Consider the following 21,396-nt stretch of genomic DNA (forward strand, 5'->3'; position numbering starts at 1 on the left):
AGCAAACAAACACTATGAAAAAAAGATATGTAACATTGTACGGTCTGTTAGCCATCACATCTGTATTGGCAATTTATTTTGGCATCAAATCAAGCACGCTGCAAAATGAAATAGGGGAGAGTAGCAAGGCAAAAAAGGAGTTAGATGTTCTTGTAACTGGTAATAAAGAATTAATCGCAATCGATTCTGTTTTAATGAAAGGCGATTATAATAAAGCTATTGAATCGTATAATACTACACTTCAAAATCACGAAGAGCTGAACAGCGTTATTCCATTACGTATTGCTCTTGCTAAAAAGTTAATGCAAAACAATATTGTAAATGCTTCTGATGAGGAAACCAAAAAAACATCCATCGATTCAATTGCTATTGCCCCAGTTGCGCAAAGTGAAATTAGAAGTATAGATTCTTTAAGTTTTGCATTAGAAAAAGCTCGCGTTCAACTAAGTAATATGCGTAAGCAACTGAACAATAAATCATTTGGAGAATACCTTAGTTTTACTAGTAAGAAAGGAACTGGATTGCATTATGTTGGTCAAGTAAAAAACAACAAGGCCAATGGTATCGGCATTGCCGTACTTGAGACGGGTAGCAGGTATGAAGGCGAATGGAAAGACAATCTACGCGAAGGTAATGGCACATTTTACTGGTCTGACGGTGAATATTATATTGGTAGTTACAAAGATGATATGCGAAATGGTGAAGGCACTTATTTTTGGCCTAACGGTGAAAAATACAAAGGACAGTGGAAAAACGACAAGCGAAATGGAAAAGGTATTTTTCATAAGAAAGAAGGCTCTGTTATAAGTGGTATTTGGGAAAATGACAAGCTTAAAGATACTGACAAGTAGATATACGCTATAATAGCAGCATATTATATAATTTTCAGCAACGAGATTACGTCAAATCTCAGTATGTAATTGTCAAATTAAGAAAATCGTAAAAATGATTTTCAATATATGTTATACGTATCAGTTTAAGTAACTTTAGGTTTTAACCAACCTATTATTTAAGCTAAATGAAAACCTTTGTTCGTTTCCTTTCCATTTCTACATTTTTACTAAGTACAACCTTAGTTCTTGCCCAAGATTTTTCCGCATTTGAATACCGTACTATTGGTCCCTCTAGAGGTGGTCGTGTTACTACGGTTACTGGTACTCCTGTTTTACCAGGTACTTTTTACCTAGGTGCATCTGGTGCCGGTGTTTGGAAAACAGATGATTATGGCACATCTTGGAATAATGTTTCTGACGGATTTTTTGACACTCCTTCTATTGGTGCTATTGAAGTTGCTCTTAATGACCCTAATATTGTTTATGTAGGTACTGGTTCTGACGGACTGCGTAGTAACATCATCAGCGGAAAAGGAGTTTATAAATCTATAGATGCCGGAAAAACTTGGGACCATATAGGTTTGGCAAAAGCCGGACAAATTGGTGCCGTGGAAATTGACCCTACCAATAGTAACATCGTTTGGGTAGCGGCAATTGGTGATGCTTTTAAAGCTAATGAAGAGCGAGGCATTTACAAAACAATTGATGGTGGTGCTACTTGGGAAAAAATGCTGCACATATCTAATACAACCGGATTTGCAGATTTAGAACTTTTACCCGGCAACCCTAATGTTGTTTATGCAGCTGCTTGGAAAGCACAACGTACTCCTTGGACAATTATATCTGGTGGAGAGAACAAAGAAGGCGGTATTTATAAATCAGTTAATGGAGGTAAAGATTGGATTAAACTAGAAACAGGATTGCCAAAAGGATTGATAGGTAAAATAGATTTAGCAGTATCGGTCGTAGATTCTAGTATACTTTATGCAGTAATAGAAGCTCCAGGCGATGAAGGCGGAGTTTACAAATCTGTTGATCAAGGAAAAACATTTGTTCAAACGTCAAGTAATAAAGGTTTAGTTAATAGACCATTTTATTATATTAATATAGAGCTAGACCCAACCAATCCTGATATTGTGTATTCTAATGCCAATCCATTATTAAAGTCTACGGATGGTGGTAAGAACTGGACAATGATGGCTGTACCACATGGCGATAACCATGATATCTGGTTAAATCCTAATAATCCTGATTTATTAATTCAGTGTAATGATGGTGGCGCCAATGTATCGCATAACGGAGGTAAAACATGGTCCTCACAATTCAACCAACCAACAGCTGAAATTTATCAGGTAGCGGTAGATGATCAATATCCTTATTGGATCTATGGTGCACAACAAGATAATACTACCATTGCAATTCCAAGTTCGGCTCCAAGTGGAACTTCTGTTCAAGGTACACAGGTAATGATTGAAGTTGGTGGCTGTGAAACAGGTCCGTCAATTCCAAAACCTGGCAATCACAATATTGTTTACAACAATTGTAAAGGACGCTTTAGTGTTTATAATAAAATAACAGGTACAGGTAGAGAATACTCTATAGGTGCTTCCAATATTTACGGACATAACCCTAAAGATTTAAAATACAGGTTTCAACGTGTAGCTCCTGTTCACGTATCTCCACATGATCCTGATGTAGTTTACATGGGTTCTCAATTTGTGCATAAAACAAGAAATGACGGAGTTATTTGGGAAACCATTTCTCCAGATTTAACTGCCTTTGAAGCAGATAAGCAGGTTATTTCAGGAAGTCCAATAACTAGAGACATTACCGGTGAAGAATATTACAGTACAATTTATTCGATAAGAGAATCTAAAATAAAGAAAGACCTTATTTGGACGGGATCTAATGACGGTGTTGTTTCAATAACCCAAGATGGCGGACAAACATGGTCAAATGTTACACCTAAGAAAATGCCAAAAGGCGGAAGAGTTGAATCAATTGAACCTTCCCAATTTGACCCTGCAAAAGCTTACATTTCGGTAGATAGACATTTGTTAGGTGATGCTACTCCGTATTTTTATAAAACAGTAGATTATGGTAAAACTTGGGAATTGATAAGTACCACTACAAACGGAATTCCAGCTGACTATACCGCTAAAGTATTACGTGAAGACCCAGAAACTGCTGGACTTCTTTATGCAGGTACAGAATACGGAATGTTTGTTTCTCTGGATGACGGTAAACTATGGAAGTCGTTTCAACAAAACTTACCCGTTACACCTATTACCGATATCATTATTAAAAGAGGAGATTTGGTTTTAAGTACCATGGGTCGTGGTTTCTGGGTATTAGATAATATTACCTCCTTAAGAAATACAGATATTGCGACACTTTCGGATTCCCCTGTTTTGTTCAAACCAGATAACACGATTAGATATCGTACACCAAGAAGAGCAAAAGGTTTTCCTGACTATCCTTCAACCGGAGTATTAATTGATTACTACCTTCCCAAAGAACTTAAAAGCGAGGTGAAATTAGAAATTTTAAATGCTAACAAACAGTCAGTTGCTTCTATTTTAAGTGATTCTACAAAGATTAAATCTAGCAAGGAAGAAGTTGAAAATATGGGGCTTAGTACGACTTTTAGTTACTTTGATGCAAAGCTTGAAACCAAAAAAGGTATTAATAGATTTCAATGGGATATGCGTCAAAAAGGTGCATGGAGCGATAAAGAATCTAGAAGGTATAAAAATGGACCTGTAGTACCACCAGGTAACTATATTGCTAAATTAACAGTAGGAGAGAAGATTTTGGAGCAGCCTTTTGAAATTTTGGTAGATCCACGTTTAGGAGAAGAAGGTATAGATAATACTATCATTCTTGATCACTTAGCTTTTGAGAATAAAGTGCTTGATTTATTAACGGAAGCCAGAAAGTTTCAGTCAGAATTAGAAGCACAGATCAAGAAAACTAAAGGAGATGAAAAAGCTTCCTTAGAGACTGTTTTAAAAGAAATAAAAAATGATGAAGGTGCATATCCTCAACAAATGCTGGTTGCCCAAATATCCTATTTATCCTATATCGTTGGTGGTGCAGATAAAGTGCCCGGCAATGAAGAAGTAGAACGTCTTAAAGAGTTACAACAACAGTTTAATTCTGTGAAAAATAAAGTAAAACTTAACTAAATATTTACTGGGCAATTGTTACGAATAACAACAATTGCCCAAAAATCTCGTCGATAGAATAAAGGTTTCCGTATAAACAAAAGAGCCAGACTTCTATTACATTCTACCAGAAAAGTTTAAAGTTTCATTTTTGAAGTGTTAATTAAAAACACGCTTTAAATGAAACAATATATAATCATAGCAAGCATTTTATTTGCTCACTTTGCTTTTGCACAGGATGTAGAAACCAATACCGCCTCTAAAATTTGGTCTTTAGAAGATTGTATTTCTTACGCAATAGAAAATAACATAACTATAAAAGATGCTGATTTAAATACCAGTATTTCTGAAGTAAATTATAACAAAGCAAAATCAGCTAAGCTTCCAAACTTATTTGGTAGTGCTTCCCAAAACTTCTCTAGCGGTACATCTATTGACCCAATTACGAGCGATTATGTTTCTGATCAAATACATAGTACCAATCTTGGTATTAATAGTTCCGTAACACTCTTTCAAGGAAATCAGCTAAACAATCAGGTTAAGCAAAATCAATTATTAGTAGAGCAGAATAGTTTGTTGGCACAAGAAGCCAAAAACAATATTGTAATCAGCATTCTAGAATCTTATTTACAAACCTTATACAGTAAAGAGGGGATTAGCATTGCCGAAAACAATTTAAGCGCTTCAGAAAAAGAGGTGCTAAGAGCAAAATCTAGATTAGATGCCGGTACTATTGCATTAAGTGATTATACCGAAGCTCAAAGTCAGGCAGCAACTAATAAATACAATGTAATTGCTGCAAAAAATGATTACGAGCTTAACATCATCAACCTAAAACAATTACTTGAATTATCGCCCTTAGAAGATTTAACTATTGAAACGGTTGATGAGAATCAAGACTTAATAAATTTAGAACTAAACAAAGAAGCTATTTACACCAATGCCTTAGCGTATTTACCTGAGGTAGAGGCTAGCAAAACAAATATTCTAGTTAACGAAAAAGAATTAGAAATAGCTAAAGGTGGTTATTTACCAACTCTTGCTTTAACAGGAAGTCTTGGTTCTGGTTACACCAGTATACGTGACAATACTTTTACAGATCAGTTAGATGTCAATTTCAATCAAAGGTTAGGGCTAAGTTTAAGCATACCTATTTTCAATAGAAATCAGACAAAATCTGCTGTTCAGACCGCTTCTTTTAATATAGAAAAAGCTGAGATTCAGAAACAAACTATTGAGAAAGAAGTAATTAAAAAGGTGGAAACAGCCTACCAAAATGCACTTTCATCACAGGAACAATTAGTGGCGGCAGAAGTCTCTCAAGATGCAGCAGAACAGTCTTATAATCTAGCGCAGAAAAAATATGAGCTGGGCGACTTAAGTACTACCGATTTGGTAATTAGTCAAAACACTTTTACCAATGCGCAACAGAACTATTTACAATCAAAATACCTAAATATTTTATACCATCAATTATTACAATTCTATCAAGGAAACGATATTAAACTTTAATCAAAATGAAAAATAAAACAAAAATCATAATAGGAGGAATAGCGCTGTTGGTCTTAGCTTTTGTAGCATATAGCTTTATAAAAGGTGATGACAGTGTTGCTATTGAAGCGAAAACCATAGCCGCTAAAAAAGGTGACGTTACCACTATGGTAACTGCAACAGGTACTATTGAGCCTATAAACCAAGTTGATGTAGGTACACAAGTCTCAGGAGTTGTGGAGAAAGTATATGTTGATTACAATAGTGAGGTTAAAGAGGGGCAATTAATTGCGGAATTAGATAAAACAAATCTTAAAGCTTCCACTACACAAGCACAAGCTTCTTATGACAATGCTATTAGTCAAAGAAACTATTTGCAAACCATTTATGAAAGACAGAAATCGTTATACGACAATCAGGTAATTAGCAAATCTGATTTTGATGATGCTGTTTACAATTACGAAACTGCAAAGGGTACCGTTACACAACGTTTGTCTGACTTGCAACAGGCAAAAACAAACTTAGGCTATGCAAATATCTATTCTCCTATAGATGGTGTGGTACTTTCAAGAGATATTGATGAGGGGCAAACAGTAGCCGCAAGCTACAGTACACCTACACTTTTTACCATTGCACAAGATTTACAGGAAATGCAGGTAGAGGCCGATGTTGATGAGGCAGATATAGGGGTTGTAAAAGAAGGACAACGAGTAAGTTTCACAGTTGATGCTTATCAAGATCAAGAGTTTGAAGGTGAAGTAACGCAGGTAAGATTAGATCCAACCATTACTTCAAATGTAGTTACCTACACAGTGGTTATCAAAGCTGATAATCCTGATTTGAAACTTAAACCGGGTTTAACAGCAACTATTTCTATTTACACCCTCGAATTAAAAGATGTGTTATCGGTAGAAGCAAAAGCGATCAATTTTAAGCCTACACCACCAGAAATGATGGCATACAACGAGCAGGAGAAGTTAACGGTAGAGCGCCCCAATAATGGACCAAGAACAACCGATGAAGAAGATGTTACCAAAGTTTGGGTTTTAGAATCTAATGGAGCCATAACTCCGAAAGAAGTAAAATTAGGTGCGAGTGATGGAGTAAAAGTTCAAATTTTAAGCGGTATTAATGAAGGTGACAAATTGGTATATAGTTTAAAATCTGAAACTACTCAATCTGGTGCCCCAGCAGGCGGTACAGAAGAGAGTCCGTTTATGCCACAACGCCCAGGAGGTAAAAAGAAATAAGCATGAGTAAAGAAATCATAAAAATAGAAGACTTAAAACGTGAGTTCGTCATGGGCACAGAAACTGTTCATGCGCTACGTGGAATATCATTCTCTATAAAGGAAGGGGAGTTTGTAACTATTATGGGCTCTAGTGGTTCTGGCAAAAGTACTATGCTTAACATATTGGGCTGCTTAGATCAACCCACATCTGGTACTTACGAGATCGATGGCGTAAGTATGAAAGATTTAAGTAGAAATGAACTGGCTACAATTAGAAATGAGAAAATAGGATTCATTTTTCAATCTTATAACCTTTTAGCTAGAACATCCGCAATAGAAAATGTAGAGTTACCATTGTTATATAACAGCAAGGTATCTACAGAGGAGCGAAGAGAACGGGCTATTAAAGCTTTAGAAATGGTTGGTTTGGGAGATAGATTACATCATACACCTTCTCAACTTTCTGGTGGTCAACAACAACGTGTTGCCATTGCTAGATCACTAGTAAACAACCCAGTAATGATTTTAGCAGATGAGGCAACAGGTAATTTAGATACACGTACTTCTTATGAAATCATGTCTTTATTTCAAGAATTGAACAAGAAAGGCATCACCATCACCTTTGTTACTCACGAGCCAGATATAGCTACGTTTAGTAGTAGAACAATTGTATTAAAAGATGGGGATATCATGCAAGATTATCAAAATCATAAAATACAATCCGCAGCAGCAGAATTGGCAAAATTGCCTAAACAAGACGATTAATTATGAGACTATTAAATCTATTCAAAATCGCTTTCAAAGCTATAATTCTTAACAAAACAAGAACTTTGTTGACCATGTTAGGCATTATCATTGGCGTAGCTTCTGTAATTGCTATGTTGGCTATTGGTGAAGGTTCTAAAGAGAGTATTAGAAGTACCATTTCAAATATGGGATCTAATATGATTACTATACGTCCTGGGGCAGATGATAGAGGTCCTGCAAGGGGTAGTGGTGGTGATGTGCAAACTCTAACGCTTGCTAATTATGAAACGATAAAAAATCAATCTACACTTCTAAGTTATATAACACCTATTGTTAATGGTGGCGGACAAGTAATAAACGGTGCCAATAACTGGCCAAGTACCATCTATGGTGTTAACCCAGAATATTTGGAGATAAAAGTTGTGGGGCTTCAAAGTGGTAGCATGTTTACCGATGCCGAAGTAAAATCTGCCTCTAAAGTTGTTGTTCTTGGGCAAACCGTTGTAGACAATGTATTTCCTGATGGTCAAGACCCTGTTGGTCAAATGATTCGTTTTGATAATATCCCGTTTAAAGTTATTGGAGTATTAGAAGAAAAAGGGGAGAATACATTTGGGCAGGATCAAGATGATGTGGTTATCGCGCCTTACACCACGGTACAAAAACGCATTTTGGCTATTGATTATTTGAATCAGATAATGGCATCTGCCATTAGTGAAGATGATGCACCCGATGCTGTAATAGAGGTTACCGACATTTTACGTGCAGAACATAAGTTAATGTATACCGAAGATGATGATTTTACGGTTCGTTCCATGGAGGAGCTAATTTCAACATTTAGCTCTACCAGTGAAATGCTTACTATTCTTTTAGTTGCAGTTGCCAGTATTTCATTATTAATTGGTGGTATAGGTATTATGAATATAATGTATGTATCGGTAAAAGAGCGAACAAAAGAAATAGGACTTCGTATGGCTGTTGGCGGTAAAGGTTCTGATATTTTGATGCAATTTCTTATTGAAGCAATTTTAATAAGTATTACTGGTGGACTACTTGGTGTAATCTTAGGTTTAGGTGCTACCGTTTTTATAGAAAAGTTCTTACATTGGCCTACAAGTGTGGCACTGTATTCAATAATAATATCGTTTGCCGTTTGTGCAGTAACAGGTATTTTCTTTGGATGGTATCCTGCAAGAAAAGCATCGTCACTAGATCCTATCACAGCATTACGTTATGAATAAATAATTATGTACAAGAATAAAAAAATAATCATAGTTCAGCATCTACTAATATGGCTGGTGCTGTTCAGCATACCTTTTGTTTTATCATACGGTCAAGAATTGGACAATAACAGATTAATTGCCCATTTTTTAATACCGATGCTGTTCTATGCAATTATATTTTATCTGAATTTTTTCATACTAATTGACAAATTCCTTTTCTCGAATAAAACGGTAGTATTTATTCTTATCAATTTAGTGATTATCGGTTTTTTTATTTTGATGAAAGAATTTATTGAGGATAATTATTTTGCCGAACTCATAAAGAAACGTCCGCCAGAGGATAATAGGGAAGGACCTCCATTTAAACTGTTCTTATATGTTCAAATGTTATCCTATGCTGCTCCTTTACTTTTTTCAATAGCCATTAAGACCACTAAAAGATGGGTTAAAACTGAAGCAGAGAAAAAGGAAGCGGATAACTTTAAATTACAAACGGAACTGCAACATCTTAGATATCAGCTACAACCCCATTTCTTTTTTAATTCTTTGAATAATATATATTCGCTCGTAGATATATCTCCAGATAAAGCAAAATCTACTATTCATAGTTTAGGCAAGCTAATGCGCTATTTGTTATATGAAACAAGTACTGAATTAGTTCCTCTTTCAAAGGAAATTGAATTCATGAGAAAGTATATCGACTTAATGAATCTTCGTTTAACAGATAAAACAACTGTAGAATCTAGCTTTCCAATTAGTGAACCACAGACTAAAATTGCTCCGCTACTGTTCATTTCTCTAATTGAAAATGCTTTTAAACATGGGGTTTCTGCCAGTAAAGAGAGTGTAATTTCAATAGATATGACTACTAATGAAAATGTAGTGATTTTTAAAATTGAGAATTACAATTTCCCTAAACAAATAAATGATAAAAGTGGTTCTGGTATTGGTCTACCCAACCTTAAGAAAAGATTAGAGTTATTATACCCTGGCAAACATCTTTTTCAGCAAGAAATCAAGAACGGAATTTATTCTGTGTATTTAAAAATTGAAATTTAAAATACTGAAAAAGAATATAGAACCCCAATCAATGAATCAGACAAAATATACATTTCTAATTTGCATTTTTCTTCTAATAAGTAATTCTATTATTGCTCATGAAGGCGGACATGGAATTCCATCCAAACAATGGGAGTTAACTTCAAATGAACTATTCAAGGCTGATTTCATTTCATGTGAAAATGGTGAAGTTTGGCTTATGGACGGCAACCATAGTATTCAAACTTTTCAAATTAAAGACTTTGCAGAAGCTGATCAAGACTATATTAAAAGTAAAAATGAGTTCATTCATTCATTAAATAGTAGAACAGCTATTCAACCTGATTCACAATCGCTATCAATTTTTGATTGGGCGCTTATTGGTTTCGGTATTCTTCTTTTGTCTTTTTCTGTTTTTAAGCTGATGAAACGAAAAACAGTAGTGTACCTAACACATGGAGTACTTCGTTTAGGGGTTATTTTGATTGTATCCTGTAAAAATGTGAATTCTACTAAAACCACTAATTTAGAAGTACCAGAAAACAACGTTGCAGAGATGCGAGCTTTTTTTGAGAGATTTGAAGGTGTCAGTACACATTCGGACGAAAACTATCTTTATGTTTCATCCAATGGGCTACCAGATCATGATATGATGGTTGGTATTACAAACTGGCAACAACAAGTGCCTATTAAGCAAAATTATACCGGTGGCAATAGTTGGGCAATACCTACACATCCAAAAATGGCTGAACACCCGTTATCTACAAAAACCAATTTGTTAAAAGGAGCAATTGCTGTTGCGGTGAATGGAATACCCATTTTCAACCCTTTAAATAACAGAGGCGAAGATGCCAACGCTATTGGAGAATTAGATAATTGGGGCGGACATTGTGGTCGTGCAGATGATTATCACTACCATTTACCACCTCTACATTTGCAGGACCAAGTTGGTGCGGGGAACCCAGTTGCTTATGCAGTAGATGGTTTTCCGGTTTATGGAGAAACCACAGATACATTAGATGAATATTTAGGAAAAACAAATTCAGATGGTTCGTATCAATATCACACCATTAAAGAATATCCCTATTTCATTGCAGGTATGCGGGGCGAAGTACAATTAGACCCAAAAACAAAAGCACCTGAAAACCAAGTGTATCCGCAACCTAGAACACAAGAATTAAGACCTGCGTTAAGACCGTTACGAGGTGCGGAGATTATTGATTTTAAGTCCTTAGGAGAAAACTCATATTCCTTAACCTACAGTTTAGATTCCAAAGAATATATTATCAATTATAATTGGGATAGCGAAGATAATTATAGCTATCAATTTATAAATCCTGATGGTACTTCAACTGTTGAAAACTATAAACCAAGAGAAAAATGAAATATTCAAAGTTTATAGTTCCCTTTCTTTTTATTTGCTTATTGTCTTGTAAAAATAGTAACAGAGAAATAACAGAAGTAAATCATGATGACTTTAAAACCATACATTCAGATTTTAAACTAACTAGTATCGCCATAAAGAATGGTGTTTTACTTGATGATTATAAATGTGAAGAGAAGGTCAATGATGTTGAAAATTCCATTCCTCTTTCATGGAAAAATGTTCCTGAAGGCACTAAATCGTTAGCAATTGTCATGTATCATTATCCAAAGAAAAATGATAGAACAGAGATTAATTCATATCTGCTATTATGGGATATAAATCCAGAAACCTCAGGAATACCATATAAAATGGCTTCCAAAGGAAATTGGTTTATGGGAGTCAATAAAGATGGTACTGCCATATCTTACACATCTCCCTGCTCTCGTGGAAAAGGCAAGCATGAGTATACTATAGCTCTTTACGCCCTTTCAGAAACGCCAAGTAGTTTACCAAAAAAACATAGTTTAAACGTAGATTACAATGTATTTAAGAATGCATTGGCTACGGTTAAAATTATTGATAGAACAACATTAACCTTTATAGACTCAAATTAAAAATAACAATTAAATGATATACTTAAAGAACACTTTACTACTCTTTGTTTTCGCTTCTTTAACGATGACAGCTTGTAAAAACGGTCAAAACAGTAAAAATACAACACCTGATAATTCAAAAACTTATACAGGAACAGCATCTGTATCTCAAGGGCCAGCAACCGTTATTACTGAAAACATTTTTGAGTGTGATAGGGGTAGAGAAGCACCAATTGGAATATCTACAGCAACAGATGGTAGTGAATGGTCGGTTCCCGCAGAAGTAAATTTTACCGATGATAACTTTCCTTTTGCATCAGATTTATTTAATCCGTGTACAAAGGTAGAATATACATCTGCAGATGAAGCATTAGCCGCTTTAGACGGAACAGATATTATTGAGGTTGATTCTGATGGTGAAGTAATTACAGCATACATATTTGCCGATAACTATTTTGAAATGTACATTAATGGTGTTGCAGTAGGTAAAGACAATGTTCCTTTTACTCAATTCAATTCTAATATCGTTCGTTTTAAGGTGAAAACACCTTTTACTATAGCCATGAAATTAGTAGACTGGGAAGAAAATAGTGGTTTGGGATCAGAAGCCAATAGGGGGCAAGCGTTTCATCCAGGAGATGGTGGTATGGTCGCTGTTTTTAAAAATTCTAAAGATGATATAATTGCTACTACAAACTCTGCCTGGAAAGCCCAAACATTTTACACAGCACCTTTAAAGGATTTGTCTTGTGCTTCTGAAGAAGGATCTTTAAGATTAAGTGATGCTTGCAGTACTGAAGATTCTAATGATGGTACTTCTTATTATGCTTTGCATTGGAAAACACCATCAAATTGGGAATCGGCAGATTTTGATGATAGCGATTGGCCAAATGCAACCGAGTTTTCAAATAATACCATAGGTGTGGATAATAAACCTGCGTATACTAACTTTATAGATGTGTTTGATAATAATGAAGAAGATGCTCAATTTATATGGTCAACAAATGTAATTTTAGATAACGAAGTATTAGTTAGATATACCGTAAAATAAATACAGAAAAAATCTTTTAGACTATTAAAATTAGAAACCTGATATGGAAAGCATACAAATTACTTGCATAATTGTTGACGATGAGCCTATGGCTGTTAACCTAGTAGAAAGTTATGTAGAGAAAACTCCGTATTTAACATTGAAAAAGAAATGCAATAGCGCCATAGAAGCCATGCAGTTTTTAAATACTGAGAAAGTAGACTTATTATTTCTGGACATTCAAATGCCGGATTTAACTGGAATAGAATTTTCTAAAATGCTTCCAAAACATTCTAGAGTAATTTTTACAACTGCTTTTGACCAATATGCATTAGAAGGTTTTAAAGTGGAGGCTTTAGATTATTTGCTAAAACCGTTTGATTATGCCGAGTTCTTAACCGCTGCCAACAAAGCCTTAGAATGGTTCTCTTTGGTAAAAGGCAATACACAACCTTCTGTAGTATCTGATGAAAAGGAATTCCTTTTTGTAAAATCAGAATACAAACAATTGCGCATTAAATTGGCTGACGTCCAATATTTTGAAGGTCTGAAGGACTACATAAAAATATGGATAAAAGATAACCCTAAGCCAATTCTAACCTTAATGAGTTTAAAGAGTTTAGAAGAAGAATTACCCAACTCTAATTTTATGCGTGTACACCGCTCTTTTATTGTATCTCTAAAGTATGTTGAAGTAATTGAGCGTAGTCAAATCATTATCAACAAACAACGCATCACCGTTTCTGAACAATACAAGCCCCGGTTTTTAGAATATATAAATGATAATTCATTGAATAATTAAGATTCAAAATTGATATCATTACTAGAAAATAGCCATCAACCCCTATAACTACTCTAGATGATTTATTTTCGAAAAGCACCATCATTTTTTTCTAGAACTTGTTTAATTGAGTTAATCAAATATTGAATCTCATTAATGCTACCCATGTGCAGTAGCTAACTTTATTTTAAATTAAAATGTAATGAGTAGAGGGTTTGTTAAAGAAGAAGATCAAGAAGAAATACCTATGGTGCCGCCAAGGGCAGATTTACCTAACGGAGCGGTTAATTATGTCACCGAAATAGGGTATAACAATTTATTGGAAGAAAGAAATGCTTTATCGCTTGAAAAAGAATCTTTACAACATGACAATGAGAAAGAAAGACGTATTGCAAGTAATTTAATCAATGCTAAACTACAATTGCTGAATGAGCGAATTGCTAGCGCAAAAATTGTAAGTCTAAATGAACAACCTAAGAACGAGGTTCGTTTTGGTGCAACGGTAAAAGTAGTAATTGATAATGCTGAAACACCACAACAATTTCAAATAGTTGGTGTTGATGAAGCAAACATAGCAAAAGGTAAAATATCATTTTTATCTCCTATTGCTCGAATATTAATATCTAAACATATTGGTGATACTGCTACATTACAATTAGGTAAAGTAGAGCGCGTGTTTGAAATTATGGAGATATCGTACACGTGATAAACGCAGTACATTAATGAAGTAAATTATAATCTGCTATGAATAAAAACGAGGACCTAATTGGTCCTCGTTTCTTATAAACTATATATCTAAATACGCTTATTCTTCGCTTGACATTGCATCACTCATTTCTAATTCTTCATCCATTGAATTATCAACCGGAACAGAATCTTTAATAATATTGAATTTTTCTACACGCTCCATATCATCCTCTTCACCAGAGAAATAAGGAAAAACATCCATAATTGGAGATTCCGCAATAGAAGGTACAGAGTATTCACCCATTGTATCTTTCATAACACTTATGGTATTATCATAAGCTTCCTTTACGTCGTTTGCCTGTATCAATAAATACATATTGGTTTTGCGTTCTTTGCCACTTTCTTCATCAAAAGCAATTAAAGACACTTTAGATTTAAACCATCTGTCTGAATTCTCGAACGGATGAATTTCAGCAAAATTAGCAACCTTTATATTCGTAATTTTTATTTCCTCCGTATCGCTTAAGTAAGCTGACATTTCTTCTGTAATTCTGCTCTCTGCTTCGGTATACGAAATAGCATCAACCAAAAAAGGTTCTGTTTTCACTTTCAACATACCTGAAGCTTCATCAAGCTTTCTATATTTTATTTTACACTCGTACCAAGTTGCGCTCATATTTTCTATTTTTTTTGGGGTGCTAAATATACTCGTTAGCCATAGTTTGCAAGGTCTAAAAATGTAATAGATATTCACAATTTAACGGTCGTGATGATAGTACGCTAAAAATTAGACACTTAGAGATATGTTGAATAATTCATAAATTTTGAACTATTGTAAAGTGTAAGAATGGAAAGGAATCTAGATTAAAACAATTCTTCTTTTACTTGGTCATAATACGAATCGCTTACAGGTATAATAACATCTGACAGTAGTAAATCCCTGCCTTTTAATCCCGTAACGTTATTCTTATTAATAATATAAGATCGATGAACTCTCATGAACATAGAACTCGGCAGCTCTTGTTCTAAAGCTTTTAAACGCTGATTGCTAATTATTTTCTTATCACCTAAATGGAAGGTAACATACTCGCTATCACTAACTACATAAAGAATATCTTCATATTTTACTTTATGTAGGTCATAGCCAGATTTTATAGTAATGGTATCGTTCTTTTCAATAATTTTACTCGGTTTCACTTTATTTACGGCAGTAACAAAACGCTCAAACGTTATTGGTTTTAATAGGTAATCAACTGCATTTAACTCATAACCTTCTAAGGCGTATTGTGAGTATGCTGTGGTAAAAATTATCTTAGTATTGGAATCAACCATTTTGGCAAAATCTGTTCCTTTTATTTCTGGCATTTGTATATCCAAGAACAACACGTCTACCTCATGTTCTTTCATTAATTGTAAAGCCTCTAACGGATTCTCAGCCTCGCCTACCAAATTTAAATAATCTAACTTTTCTATATAAGTTATTAGTAGGGCACGTGCCAATTCTTCGTCATCTACGACTATACAATTTATTCTATTCATTCAATTGAAGTTTTAAATTCACTTTAAAAGCTTGCGAGGTCTCGTTTATTACTAATTCATGTCGATCTGGATATAGAATTGCCAAACGTTTCTTTACATTTTCAATTCCAATACCACCAACATCATCTTTTACAATCTTAAATTCTGGCTTGCTATTCTCTAGTTCAAAATCAATACTATTTATGGTAGCATTAATTTTTAGATTAATAAATGTGCCGGTCACTTTTTCAATATTACTATGCTTTAAGGCATTTTCCAAAAAAGGAATCAATAACATGGGTACAATTTGAATATTCTGGTTTTCGATAGTAAAAGAAGTAGTTATTGGATATGTTTTACTGCTCTTAAGACAAAATAATTTTATATAATTTTCAATATAGTCTATCTCTTTATAAAGCGGTACAATCTCTTGCTCACACTCATATAATACATACCTAAGCATATCAGACAAATAACTAATACTCTGTTGTGTTCTTCCAGAATCTATTGCAGACAATGCATATATGTTATTTAAGGCATTGAATAAAAAATGTGGATTGATCTGTGACTTCAACAGCTTCAATTCTGTTTGTAAAGCTTCATTTTTATTGATAACTATTTCCTCTTCTTTTCGTTGAGCAAATAGAAATATTTCAACAAGAGTGGCTATCACATAAGCAATTGCAATCAATAACAGATTAATGAAAAAACGTGATGGTGGCCTACGGTTAACATCTAATGGCGGTCCGTCTTCAAATCTAGGTCCGGCCGCTGGTCCGCCAGCTCCCGGTCCTGGTCCAAATCTAGGTCCAGGCACCTGGTCTACGTTTTCTAACCCAAGTATTTGGTTTGGTAAAACGTTGGTTAACACTAAGGTGACTACAAAAACCGTGATTAAAGAGACTATAGTAAATGCTATATACTTTTTCTTTAATAATAATTGAGGTACCGTATAGTAGATTAATATGGCAATCACTAAAATCTGAAATACGAGTGCCATTCCGTTTTCCACTGCAAATTGAATATCACTGCCACTAAAAATCCAAGCAGTTGACCAAATCAGTAACCATAGCGCTACGTGAAATATAAAATTCTTATGTCTGTTCATGTTGCAAATAAAAGGAATAATAATTCAAACAAACCCCGTAAACAAGGCTATAAACAGGTGATACTAAAGTGTTCGCTGTCTAAAATATGGCTTTCACTTAAAAGTAAACGGCAAACACTTAATGCGCTCATATTACATTGAAGTTTCTCACATCTTTGTTCTCGAATATTAATTATTAAAATTAAAACATATGAAACGTATTACATTAAAAACAGGATTATTATTTGCCATGTTAGTTGCATTTGGAACAGTAGCAGTTAACGCACAGTCTAAAGGCGAAAAAAAAGAGCCCCCAACATTTACTGAGCTTTTAAAGCAAATGGATAAGGACGAAGACGGTCAACTTTCTAAAGACGAGGTAAAAGGACCTTTAAAAGATGATTTCGATAAAATTGATACTGATGAAGATGGTTTTCTTACTGAAGAAGAATTAGAAAAAGCTCCTAAACCAAAAGGAAGACCTAGAAACTAATTCAAATTAACCCTTAAAATTTTACACATGAGCTATAAAGATATCAAGTCTGTTTTTCCGATTGAAAAGATCTTTTTTTTCATATTCATTTCTGTTTTTATTGCCTGTAGTGATGATGACACAGTAACAAGTACTGACGAGGAGGATGAAGAAATAATTGAAGAGGAAGAAGTTAGTACTACTGTTGACGATACCGATTTTGAAGCTACAGATTGGACCACGGCAACACACAGTAAAGATGCCGACCCAGATTTTGAAGAGGTATTTGAAGATAATGAGGTAAAACGCCTTGATATCGTTATAACCGAGGATCGTTGGGAAAGTATGTTAGATAACATGACATCTCTTTATGGTTCCTTTGGCGGATCTAGCCAAGGAGGCGGACCAGTGGGCACTACATCAACTGATGAGGATCCTATATTTGTTCCTGCAGAAGTATTCTATGAAGGCACAGAATGGTATAAAGTTGGTGTTCGATTTAAAGGTAATTCTAGCTTACAATCTACTTGGCAAGCAGGAAACTTAAAACTTTCCTTTAAACTAGATTTTGATGAGTTTGAAGATGATTACCCCCAAATTGATAATCAACGTTTTTATGGATTTAAGAAGTTAAGCCTTAAAAACAATTTTGACGATAAATCAATGCTACGTGAAAAAGTAGCTGCAGATGTATTCCGCAGTGCAGGGTTAGCCGTTTCAAACACCGCATTTTATACGGTTTATGTTGATTATGGAGATGGTCCTATTTATTTTGGACTATATACACTTGTAGAAGAAGTTGATGATACCGTAATAGATGAGCAGTTTTCTGACGATGATGGAAATTTGTATAAGCCAGATGGTGATGCCGCTACTTTTGCCGCAGGTACTTATGATGAAGATGAATATGTTAAAAAAACAAATGAAGATGATGCCGATTTTTCTGATGTAGAAAGTCTTTTAAATATTCTACATGATGCGTCAAGAACAACAGATGCTGCAGCATGGAGAACAAATTTAGATGCAACACTTGATACTGATGTATTCTTGAAATACTTAGCTACCAATACTATTATTCAAAATTGGGATACTTATGGTAGAATGTCTCACAACTACTATCTATATAATAATCCCGATAACAGTAAGTTAACGTGGATACCATGGGATAATAATGAAGCTTTACAAACAGGTAAACAACAAGGCTCTGCAGCGTTAGATTTCTCAAATATTACAGCATCCCAATGGCCATTAATATCATACTTGTATACTGATGATGTTTACCAAGCTAAGTATGATGCCTACGTTCAAGAAGTTATTGAAGGTCCTTTTAACGAGGCAACGGTACAAGCATTATATGCAAGCTATTCTGCGTTAATTGAACCTTATGCAACTTCTGAAACTGAAGGGTATACCTTTTTAAACTCTAGTGCAGATTTTCAGAATGCGGTGAATGAACTAAATGCCCATGCCACAAGTAGAACTGCGGCAGTAAATAGTTACCTAAATAGATAATAATTGTTGTTGATGTTAGCTCAAAGCTTCGTGAGAAATCATGGAGCTTTATTTAAACATATAAAGTCTTACATCGGATACTAAAATAGCTTTCAATGGTATTGTTCAGAAAGGTTAGAAATAAATTATTGCGGCTAGAAAAGTTTAAAACATACTTTATTTACGCGCTTGGCGAAATAGCATTAATAGTAGTAGGTCTATTGATTGCCTGGAAAATCAACAACTTAAATGAAATTAAAAAAAATAGGGTTGTAGAACTGAAAATTTATAAAAGCTTAAGTCAAGAGCTGGATACAAATTTAATTGTATTGGATAGTGCTATTGTAGATTATACAAAGAGCATACAAATGCTTCAAAACACAATTAACTATCTAGGTGTACAGCCAAAAGAATTAACGCAAGACGCCAAAAAGTTAATTGTTAATCTCAACTATGAGAAGACCATTGTAAGAAACGAGGCTATTAATTCAATAAACGCTACTAACAAATTTGAATTTATTGAAAGTGACTCTCTTAAATATTTGATTGCTGCTTACCCTAACGAGTTAGATAGCTTTAACAATCAACAAATTAAAATTGAAAATATTATTACCAATCGGTTGAAACCGATAATAGAAAAATATATTTCGTTATTAGAAATTTTACCTGAAAATAGTTACAACTACAAGCGAGTTAAAAACTATGGTAATCAATCTAATTATCCAGAATTATTGGTTAGTAGAGAATATCAAAACGGTGTTATAGATAGACTTTTAAGAACCAAAGATCAATTATCGATTGCCAAAAATTTAAGATTCAAAACTGAGACTATTGCAACAAAATTAAATCAAGAATTACATAGACCTTAATCAAATTAAATAATAATCTAAAACTCAATATCATGATAGAAAAAAATAAATACTTTGTTTTAACCTGCTTCCTATTGGCTTTTACAGCTATTGGTTTTATTAGCTGTAGTAGTGATGATTCTTCAACTTCAGATGAGGCTGTAATTGAAGAGGATGACACAGAAACTGACAATGACGCTACAGATGAAGATACAAATACAGTAAGTGTTGACGCTTCTTATTTTTATACGACTGACGGTTCGGTTACTATCACAACGGTGCCGTGTACTTTATCAGATGGCACCTCTACAGATTGTTATCAGATAGTTACGACCAGTCTACCTGGAGATCACGAAATGGGACCATGGTGCCCTGGTAATATTGAAGATGATGCTACAGCAGGTGGTATTTGGCTTGAAGGTGGAGAAGTATATGATGTAGATGGTGCTTTCGTTGAAAATATGGCAACATTCTATAATGATCCAAATTGGATGATGTACGATGCAAACGGAGATATTTATATTACCGATACCCAAGAGGATTGTGAAAATGCCGCCAACCCTGATGTTGGTGAAGAATACGAAAATTTCTGTGTTGAATGTCTTCCTTCCTACATTACAGATTTAACACAAACTTGGACAATTCCTATTACTCCGGTTGCTCAAGATTCTCCTGTGCTATTTACTACCGCAGGTGGTGGACCTGGAGGACCAGGAATAACAACAGCTCCTTCAACACGTGGCGTAGCATTAAACGGTATTGAGTTTTCTGCGCCTGCTCCCGTAGATAACATTTTGGGTGCCTATACTTTAGCTCCATTTGATGATGCTGGCGGACATATAAATGTTCACCAAGGGTATCATTACCACGCAGCAACAGGATTTAGTACTAAAATAGCACAAGATGACGGACATGCAGCCTTAATTGGTTATGCTTTAGACGGATATGGAATTTATGAATTGGCTGATAGTAGTGGTGTAGAGACTACAAACTTAGATGAATTAAGAGGACATTCTGATGATACTAGAGGTTACCATTACCATGTAGATGCAGCTGGTAATAACAACTTTATTGATGGCTTAAAAGGTGCTTACGTAAACTAAATAGACATGAAAAAGTATATTTTTTTATTGGTTTTTTTATGGACAACTATGGGCAGTTTTGCCCATAGTCCAGATGCGTCAACCGTTGTTTTAGCAGAGCAAAAGAACAACGTATGGGTTTTACAAATCAACGCATCGTTGACTGCTTTTCAACAAGAGGTTAGAACTCATTTTGCTGAAACCCCTTATAAAACTCCAGAAGAATTTCAAGAAATGGTAATCGCACATATTAAAAATAATCTTCAGTTTACTTTTAATAATGGCGAGCAAATTATTTTAGGTAAAGGTGTGGTTAAATTAGGACACGAAACTAAAGTTGTTTTTGAGGTTTTAAATATACCGACAGAGATAACTTCCGTAAATGTTTCTAACAAAGTATTTAGCGATATCAATAGAAATCAAAGTACCCTAATGATATTTAAAGAAGGCTTTGCTAAAGATCATTTTACCCTAGATAAAACCAATGACCATACTATTACTTTGGTGGTAAAGGACAATAAGTTCATTGAAAAAACAGAACAAAATGCAGGCGTATCTCCTTCTTTAATCATCTTAGGTTTAATAGCAAGTATTTGTTTAGGTCTATTGATTAAAAATATACTGCTATTGAGAGAAAAATCGGTCAGCGAAAATATTTAATCTTAATCTAAAACCAGATTCGCTTAATAGAACGCGGAGTTCACTGATTAT

At 34.5% G+C, this 21,396-nt stretch carries 20 protein-coding genes; 17 read left to right on the forward strand and 3 right to left on the reverse strand.

Features of this window, described 5'->3' with window-relative positions; all coding sequences use genetic code 11:
• The first annotated feature begins 14 nt into the window (after positions 1-14).
• The 12 genes from BUC31_RS11490 (at position 15) to BUC31_RS11545 (ending at position 14,206) form a co-directional block, all read left to right on the forward strand.
• Complete coding sequence (locus BUC31_RS11490; protein ID WP_073244326.1) at positions 15-851, forward strand: MORN repeat-containing protein; 837 nt, start codon at positions 15-17, stop codon at positions 849-851.
• A 167-nt stretch (positions 852-1,018) separates the two neighbouring features.
• Positions 1,019-4,021 (forward strand): WD40/YVTN/BNR-like repeat-containing protein, encoded by a 3,003-nt coding sequence (locus BUC31_RS11495; protein WP_073244328.1) that lies wholly within the window; start codon positions 1,019-1,021, stop codon positions 4,019-4,021.
• Between the two features lie 159 nt (positions 4,022-4,180).
• Positions 4,181-5,512, forward strand: coding sequence for a TolC family protein (locus BUC31_RS11500; protein ID WP_084135018.1), 1,332 nt, complete (start codon positions 4,181-4,183; stop codon positions 5,510-5,512).
• A gap of 5 nt (positions 5,513-5,517) precedes the next feature.
• Positions 5,518-6,741: an efflux RND transporter periplasmic adaptor subunit gene (locus BUC31_RS11505; RefSeq protein WP_073244330.1), complete on the forward strand. Its 1,224-nt coding sequence runs from the start codon at positions 5,518-5,520 to the stop codon at positions 6,739-6,741.
• A 2-nt stretch (positions 6,742-6,743) separates the two neighbouring features.
• Positions 6,744-7,487 (forward strand): ABC transporter ATP-binding protein, encoded by a 744-nt coding sequence (locus BUC31_RS11510; RefSeq protein WP_073244333.1) that lies wholly within the window; start codon positions 6,744-6,746, stop codon positions 7,485-7,487.
• Between the two features lie 2 nt (positions 7,488-7,489).
• The gene (locus tag BUC31_RS11515; protein ID WP_073244336.1) at positions 7,490-8,710 is read left to right on the forward strand and encodes an ABC transporter permease; all 1,221 of its coding nucleotides are present in this window, start codon (positions 7,490-7,492) and stop codon (positions 8,708-8,710) included.
• Between the two features lie 6 nt (positions 8,711-8,716).
• On the forward strand, positions 8,717-9,751 hold the full coding sequence (locus BUC31_RS11520) for a sensor histidine kinase (RefSeq protein WP_073244338.1): 1,035 nt from the start codon (positions 8,717-8,719) through the stop codon (positions 9,749-9,751).
• 31 nt (positions 9,752-9,782) lie between these two features.
• Positions 9,783-11,114 carry a YHYH protein gene (locus tag BUC31_RS11525; protein ID WP_073245907.1) on the forward strand — a complete coding sequence of 444 codons (1,332 nt, stop codon included), beginning with the start codon at positions 9,783-9,785 and terminating at the stop codon, positions 11,112-11,114.
• On the forward strand, positions 11,111-11,710 hold the full coding sequence (locus tag BUC31_RS11530; protein ID WP_073244340.1) for a YbhB/YbcL family Raf kinase inhibitor-like protein: 600 nt from the start codon (positions 11,111-11,113) through the stop codon (positions 11,708-11,710). Before BUC31_RS11525 ends, BUC31_RS11530 begins: the two co-directional genes overlap by 4 nt.
• Positions 11,711-11,723: 13 nt before the next feature.
• Positions 11,724-12,740: a hypothetical protein gene (locus BUC31_RS11535; protein WP_073244342.1), complete on the forward strand. Its 1,017-nt coding sequence runs from the start codon at positions 11,724-11,726 to the stop codon at positions 12,738-12,740.
• Between the two features lie 43 nt (positions 12,741-12,783).
• Complete coding sequence (locus BUC31_RS11540; RefSeq protein WP_211573865.1) at positions 12,784-13,521, forward strand: LytR/AlgR family response regulator transcription factor; 738 nt, start codon at positions 12,784-12,786, stop codon at positions 13,519-13,521.
• 181 nt (positions 13,522-13,702) lie between these two features.
• Positions 13,703-14,206, forward strand: a complete 504-nt coding sequence (locus BUC31_RS11545; protein ID WP_073244344.1) for a GreA/GreB family elongation factor — start codon at positions 13,703-13,705, stop codon at positions 14,204-14,206.
• Positions 14,207-14,305: 99 nt separating this feature from the next.
• On the opposite strand, the gene BUC31_RS11550 is transcribed toward BUC31_RS11545, so the two are convergent.
• The 3 genes from BUC31_RS11550 to BUC31_RS11560 all read right to left on the reverse strand — a co-directional run bounded on the left by BUC31_RS11550 (position 14,306) and on the right by BUC31_RS11560 (position 16,813).
• Positions 14,306-14,863 (reverse strand): DUF4494 domain-containing protein, encoded by a 558-nt coding sequence (locus BUC31_RS11550; protein ID WP_073244346.1) that lies wholly within the window; start codon positions 14,861-14,863, stop codon positions 14,306-14,308.
• A gap of 188 nt (positions 14,864-15,051) precedes the next feature.
• Positions 15,052-15,726 (reverse strand): LytR/AlgR family response regulator transcription factor, encoded by a 675-nt coding sequence (locus BUC31_RS11555; protein WP_073244348.1) that lies wholly within the window; start codon positions 15,724-15,726, stop codon positions 15,052-15,054.
• Positions 15,719-16,813, reverse strand: coding sequence for a sensor histidine kinase (locus BUC31_RS11560; protein ID WP_073244350.1), 1,095 nt, complete (start codon positions 16,811-16,813; stop codon positions 15,719-15,721). Before BUC31_RS11560 ends, BUC31_RS11555 begins: the two co-directional genes overlap by 8 nt.
• A gap of 190 nt (positions 16,814-17,003) precedes the next feature.
• Here BUC31_RS11560 and BUC31_RS11565 point away from each other — a divergent pair, with 190 nt between their 5' ends.
• From BUC31_RS11565 to BUC31_RS11585, 5 genes are all read left to right on the forward strand, one after another.
• The gene (locus BUC31_RS11565) at positions 17,004-17,285 is read left to right on the forward strand and encodes a CREC-EF hand family protein (RefSeq protein ID WP_073244352.1); all 282 of its coding nucleotides are present in this window, start codon (positions 17,004-17,006) and stop codon (positions 17,283-17,285) included.
• Positions 17,286-17,312: 27 nt separating this feature from the next.
• The gene (locus BUC31_RS11570) at positions 17,313-18,776 is read left to right on the forward strand and encodes a CotH kinase family protein (RefSeq protein WP_073244354.1); all 1,464 of its coding nucleotides are present in this window, start codon (positions 17,313-17,315) and stop codon (positions 18,774-18,776) included.
• 95 nt (positions 18,777-18,871) lie between these two features.
• Positions 18,872-19,624: a hypothetical protein gene (locus tag BUC31_RS11575; protein WP_073244355.1), complete on the forward strand. Its 753-nt coding sequence runs from the start codon at positions 18,872-18,874 to the stop codon at positions 19,622-19,624.
• Positions 19,625-19,656: 32 nt separating this feature from the next.
• Positions 19,657-20,706, forward strand: coding sequence for a YHYH protein (locus BUC31_RS11580; protein WP_084135019.1), 1,050 nt, complete (start codon positions 19,657-19,659; stop codon positions 20,704-20,706).
• A gap of 6 nt (positions 20,707-20,712) precedes the next feature.
• Positions 20,713-21,345 carry a hypothetical protein gene (locus BUC31_RS11585; RefSeq protein ID WP_073244356.1) on the forward strand — a complete coding sequence of 211 codons (633 nt, stop codon included), beginning with the start codon at positions 20,713-20,715 and terminating at the stop codon, positions 21,343-21,345.
• Positions 21,346-21,396: the final 51 nt, after the last annotated feature.

It is taken from the genome of Maribacter aquivivus (assembly GCF_900142175.1).
In the GTDB taxonomy this organism is placed as follows: Bacteria; Bacteroidota; Bacteroidia; order Flavobacteriales; family Flavobacteriaceae; genus Maribacter; species Maribacter aquivivus.

Excerpts from the sequence above, each read along its gene's own strand:
- BUC31_RS11525 (WP_073245907.1), top strand. The coding sequence starts at position 9,783 with ATGAATCAGACAAAATATACATTTCTAATTTGCATTTTTCTTCTAATA.
- BUC31_RS11495 (WP_073244328.1), top strand. The coding sequence starts at position 1,019 with ATGAAAACCTTTGTTCGTTTCCTTTCCATTTCTACATTTTTACTAAGT.
- BUC31_RS11530 (WP_073244340.1), top strand. The coding sequence starts at position 11,111 with ATGAAATATTCAAAGTTTATAGTTCCCTTTCTTTTTATTTGCTTATTG.
- BUC31_RS11490 (WP_073244326.1), top strand. The coding sequence starts at position 15 with ATGAAAAAAAGATATGTAACATTGTACGGTCTGTTAGCCATCACATCT.
- BUC31_RS11545 (WP_073244344.1), top strand. The coding sequence starts at position 13,703 with ATGAGTAGAGGGTTTGTTAAAGAAGAAGATCAAGAAGAAATACCTATG.
- BUC31_RS11510 (WP_073244333.1), top strand. The coding sequence starts at position 6,744 with ATGAGTAAAGAAATCATAAAAATAGAAGACTTAAAACGTGAGTTCGTC.
- BUC31_RS11535 (WP_073244342.1), top strand. The coding sequence starts at position 11,724 with ATGATATACTTAAAGAACACTTTACTACTCTTTGTTTTCGCTTCTTTA.
- BUC31_RS11580 (WP_084135019.1), top strand. The coding sequence starts at position 19,657 with ATGATAGAAAAAAATAAATACTTTGTTTTAACCTGCTTCCTATTGGCT.
- BUC31_RS11520 (WP_073244338.1), top strand. The coding sequence starts at position 8,717 with ATGTACAAGAATAAAAAAATAATCATAGTTCAGCATCTACTAATATGG.
- BUC31_RS11575 (WP_073244355.1), top strand. The coding sequence starts at position 18,872 with ATGGTATTGTTCAGAAAGGTTAGAAATAAATTATTGCGGCTAGAAAAG.
- BUC31_RS11505 (WP_073244330.1), top strand. The coding sequence starts at position 5,518 with ATGAAAAATAAAACAAAAATCATAATAGGAGGAATAGCGCTGTTGGTC.
- BUC31_RS11515 (WP_073244336.1), top strand. The coding sequence starts at position 7,490 with ATGAGACTATTAAATCTATTCAAAATCGCTTTCAAAGCTATAATTCTT.
- BUC31_RS11550 (WP_073244346.1), bottom strand. The coding sequence starts at position 14,863 with ATGAGCGCAACTTGGTACGAGTGTAAAATAAAATATAGAAAGCTTGAT.
- BUC31_RS11585 (WP_073244356.1), top strand. The coding sequence starts at position 20,713 with ATGAAAAAGTATATTTTTTTATTGGTTTTTTTATGGACAACTATGGGC.
- BUC31_RS11555 (WP_073244348.1), bottom strand. The coding sequence starts at position 15,726 with ATGAATAGAATAAATTGTATAGTCGTAGATGACGAAGAATTGGCACGT.
- BUC31_RS11540 (WP_211573865.1), top strand. The coding sequence starts at position 12,784 with ATGGAAAGCATACAAATTACTTGCATAATTGTTGACGATGAGCCTATG.
- BUC31_RS11570 (WP_073244354.1), top strand. The coding sequence starts at position 17,313 with ATGAGCTATAAAGATATCAAGTCTGTTTTTCCGATTGAAAAGATCTTT.
- BUC31_RS11500 (WP_084135018.1), top strand. The coding sequence starts at position 4,181 with ATGAAACAATATATAATCATAGCAAGCATTTTATTTGCTCACTTTGCT.
- BUC31_RS11565 (WP_073244352.1), top strand. The coding sequence starts at position 17,004 with ATGAAACGTATTACATTAAAAACAGGATTATTATTTGCCATGTTAGTT.
- BUC31_RS11560 (WP_073244350.1), bottom strand. The coding sequence starts at position 16,813 with ATGAACAGACATAAGAATTTTATATTTCACGTAGCGCTATGGTTACTG.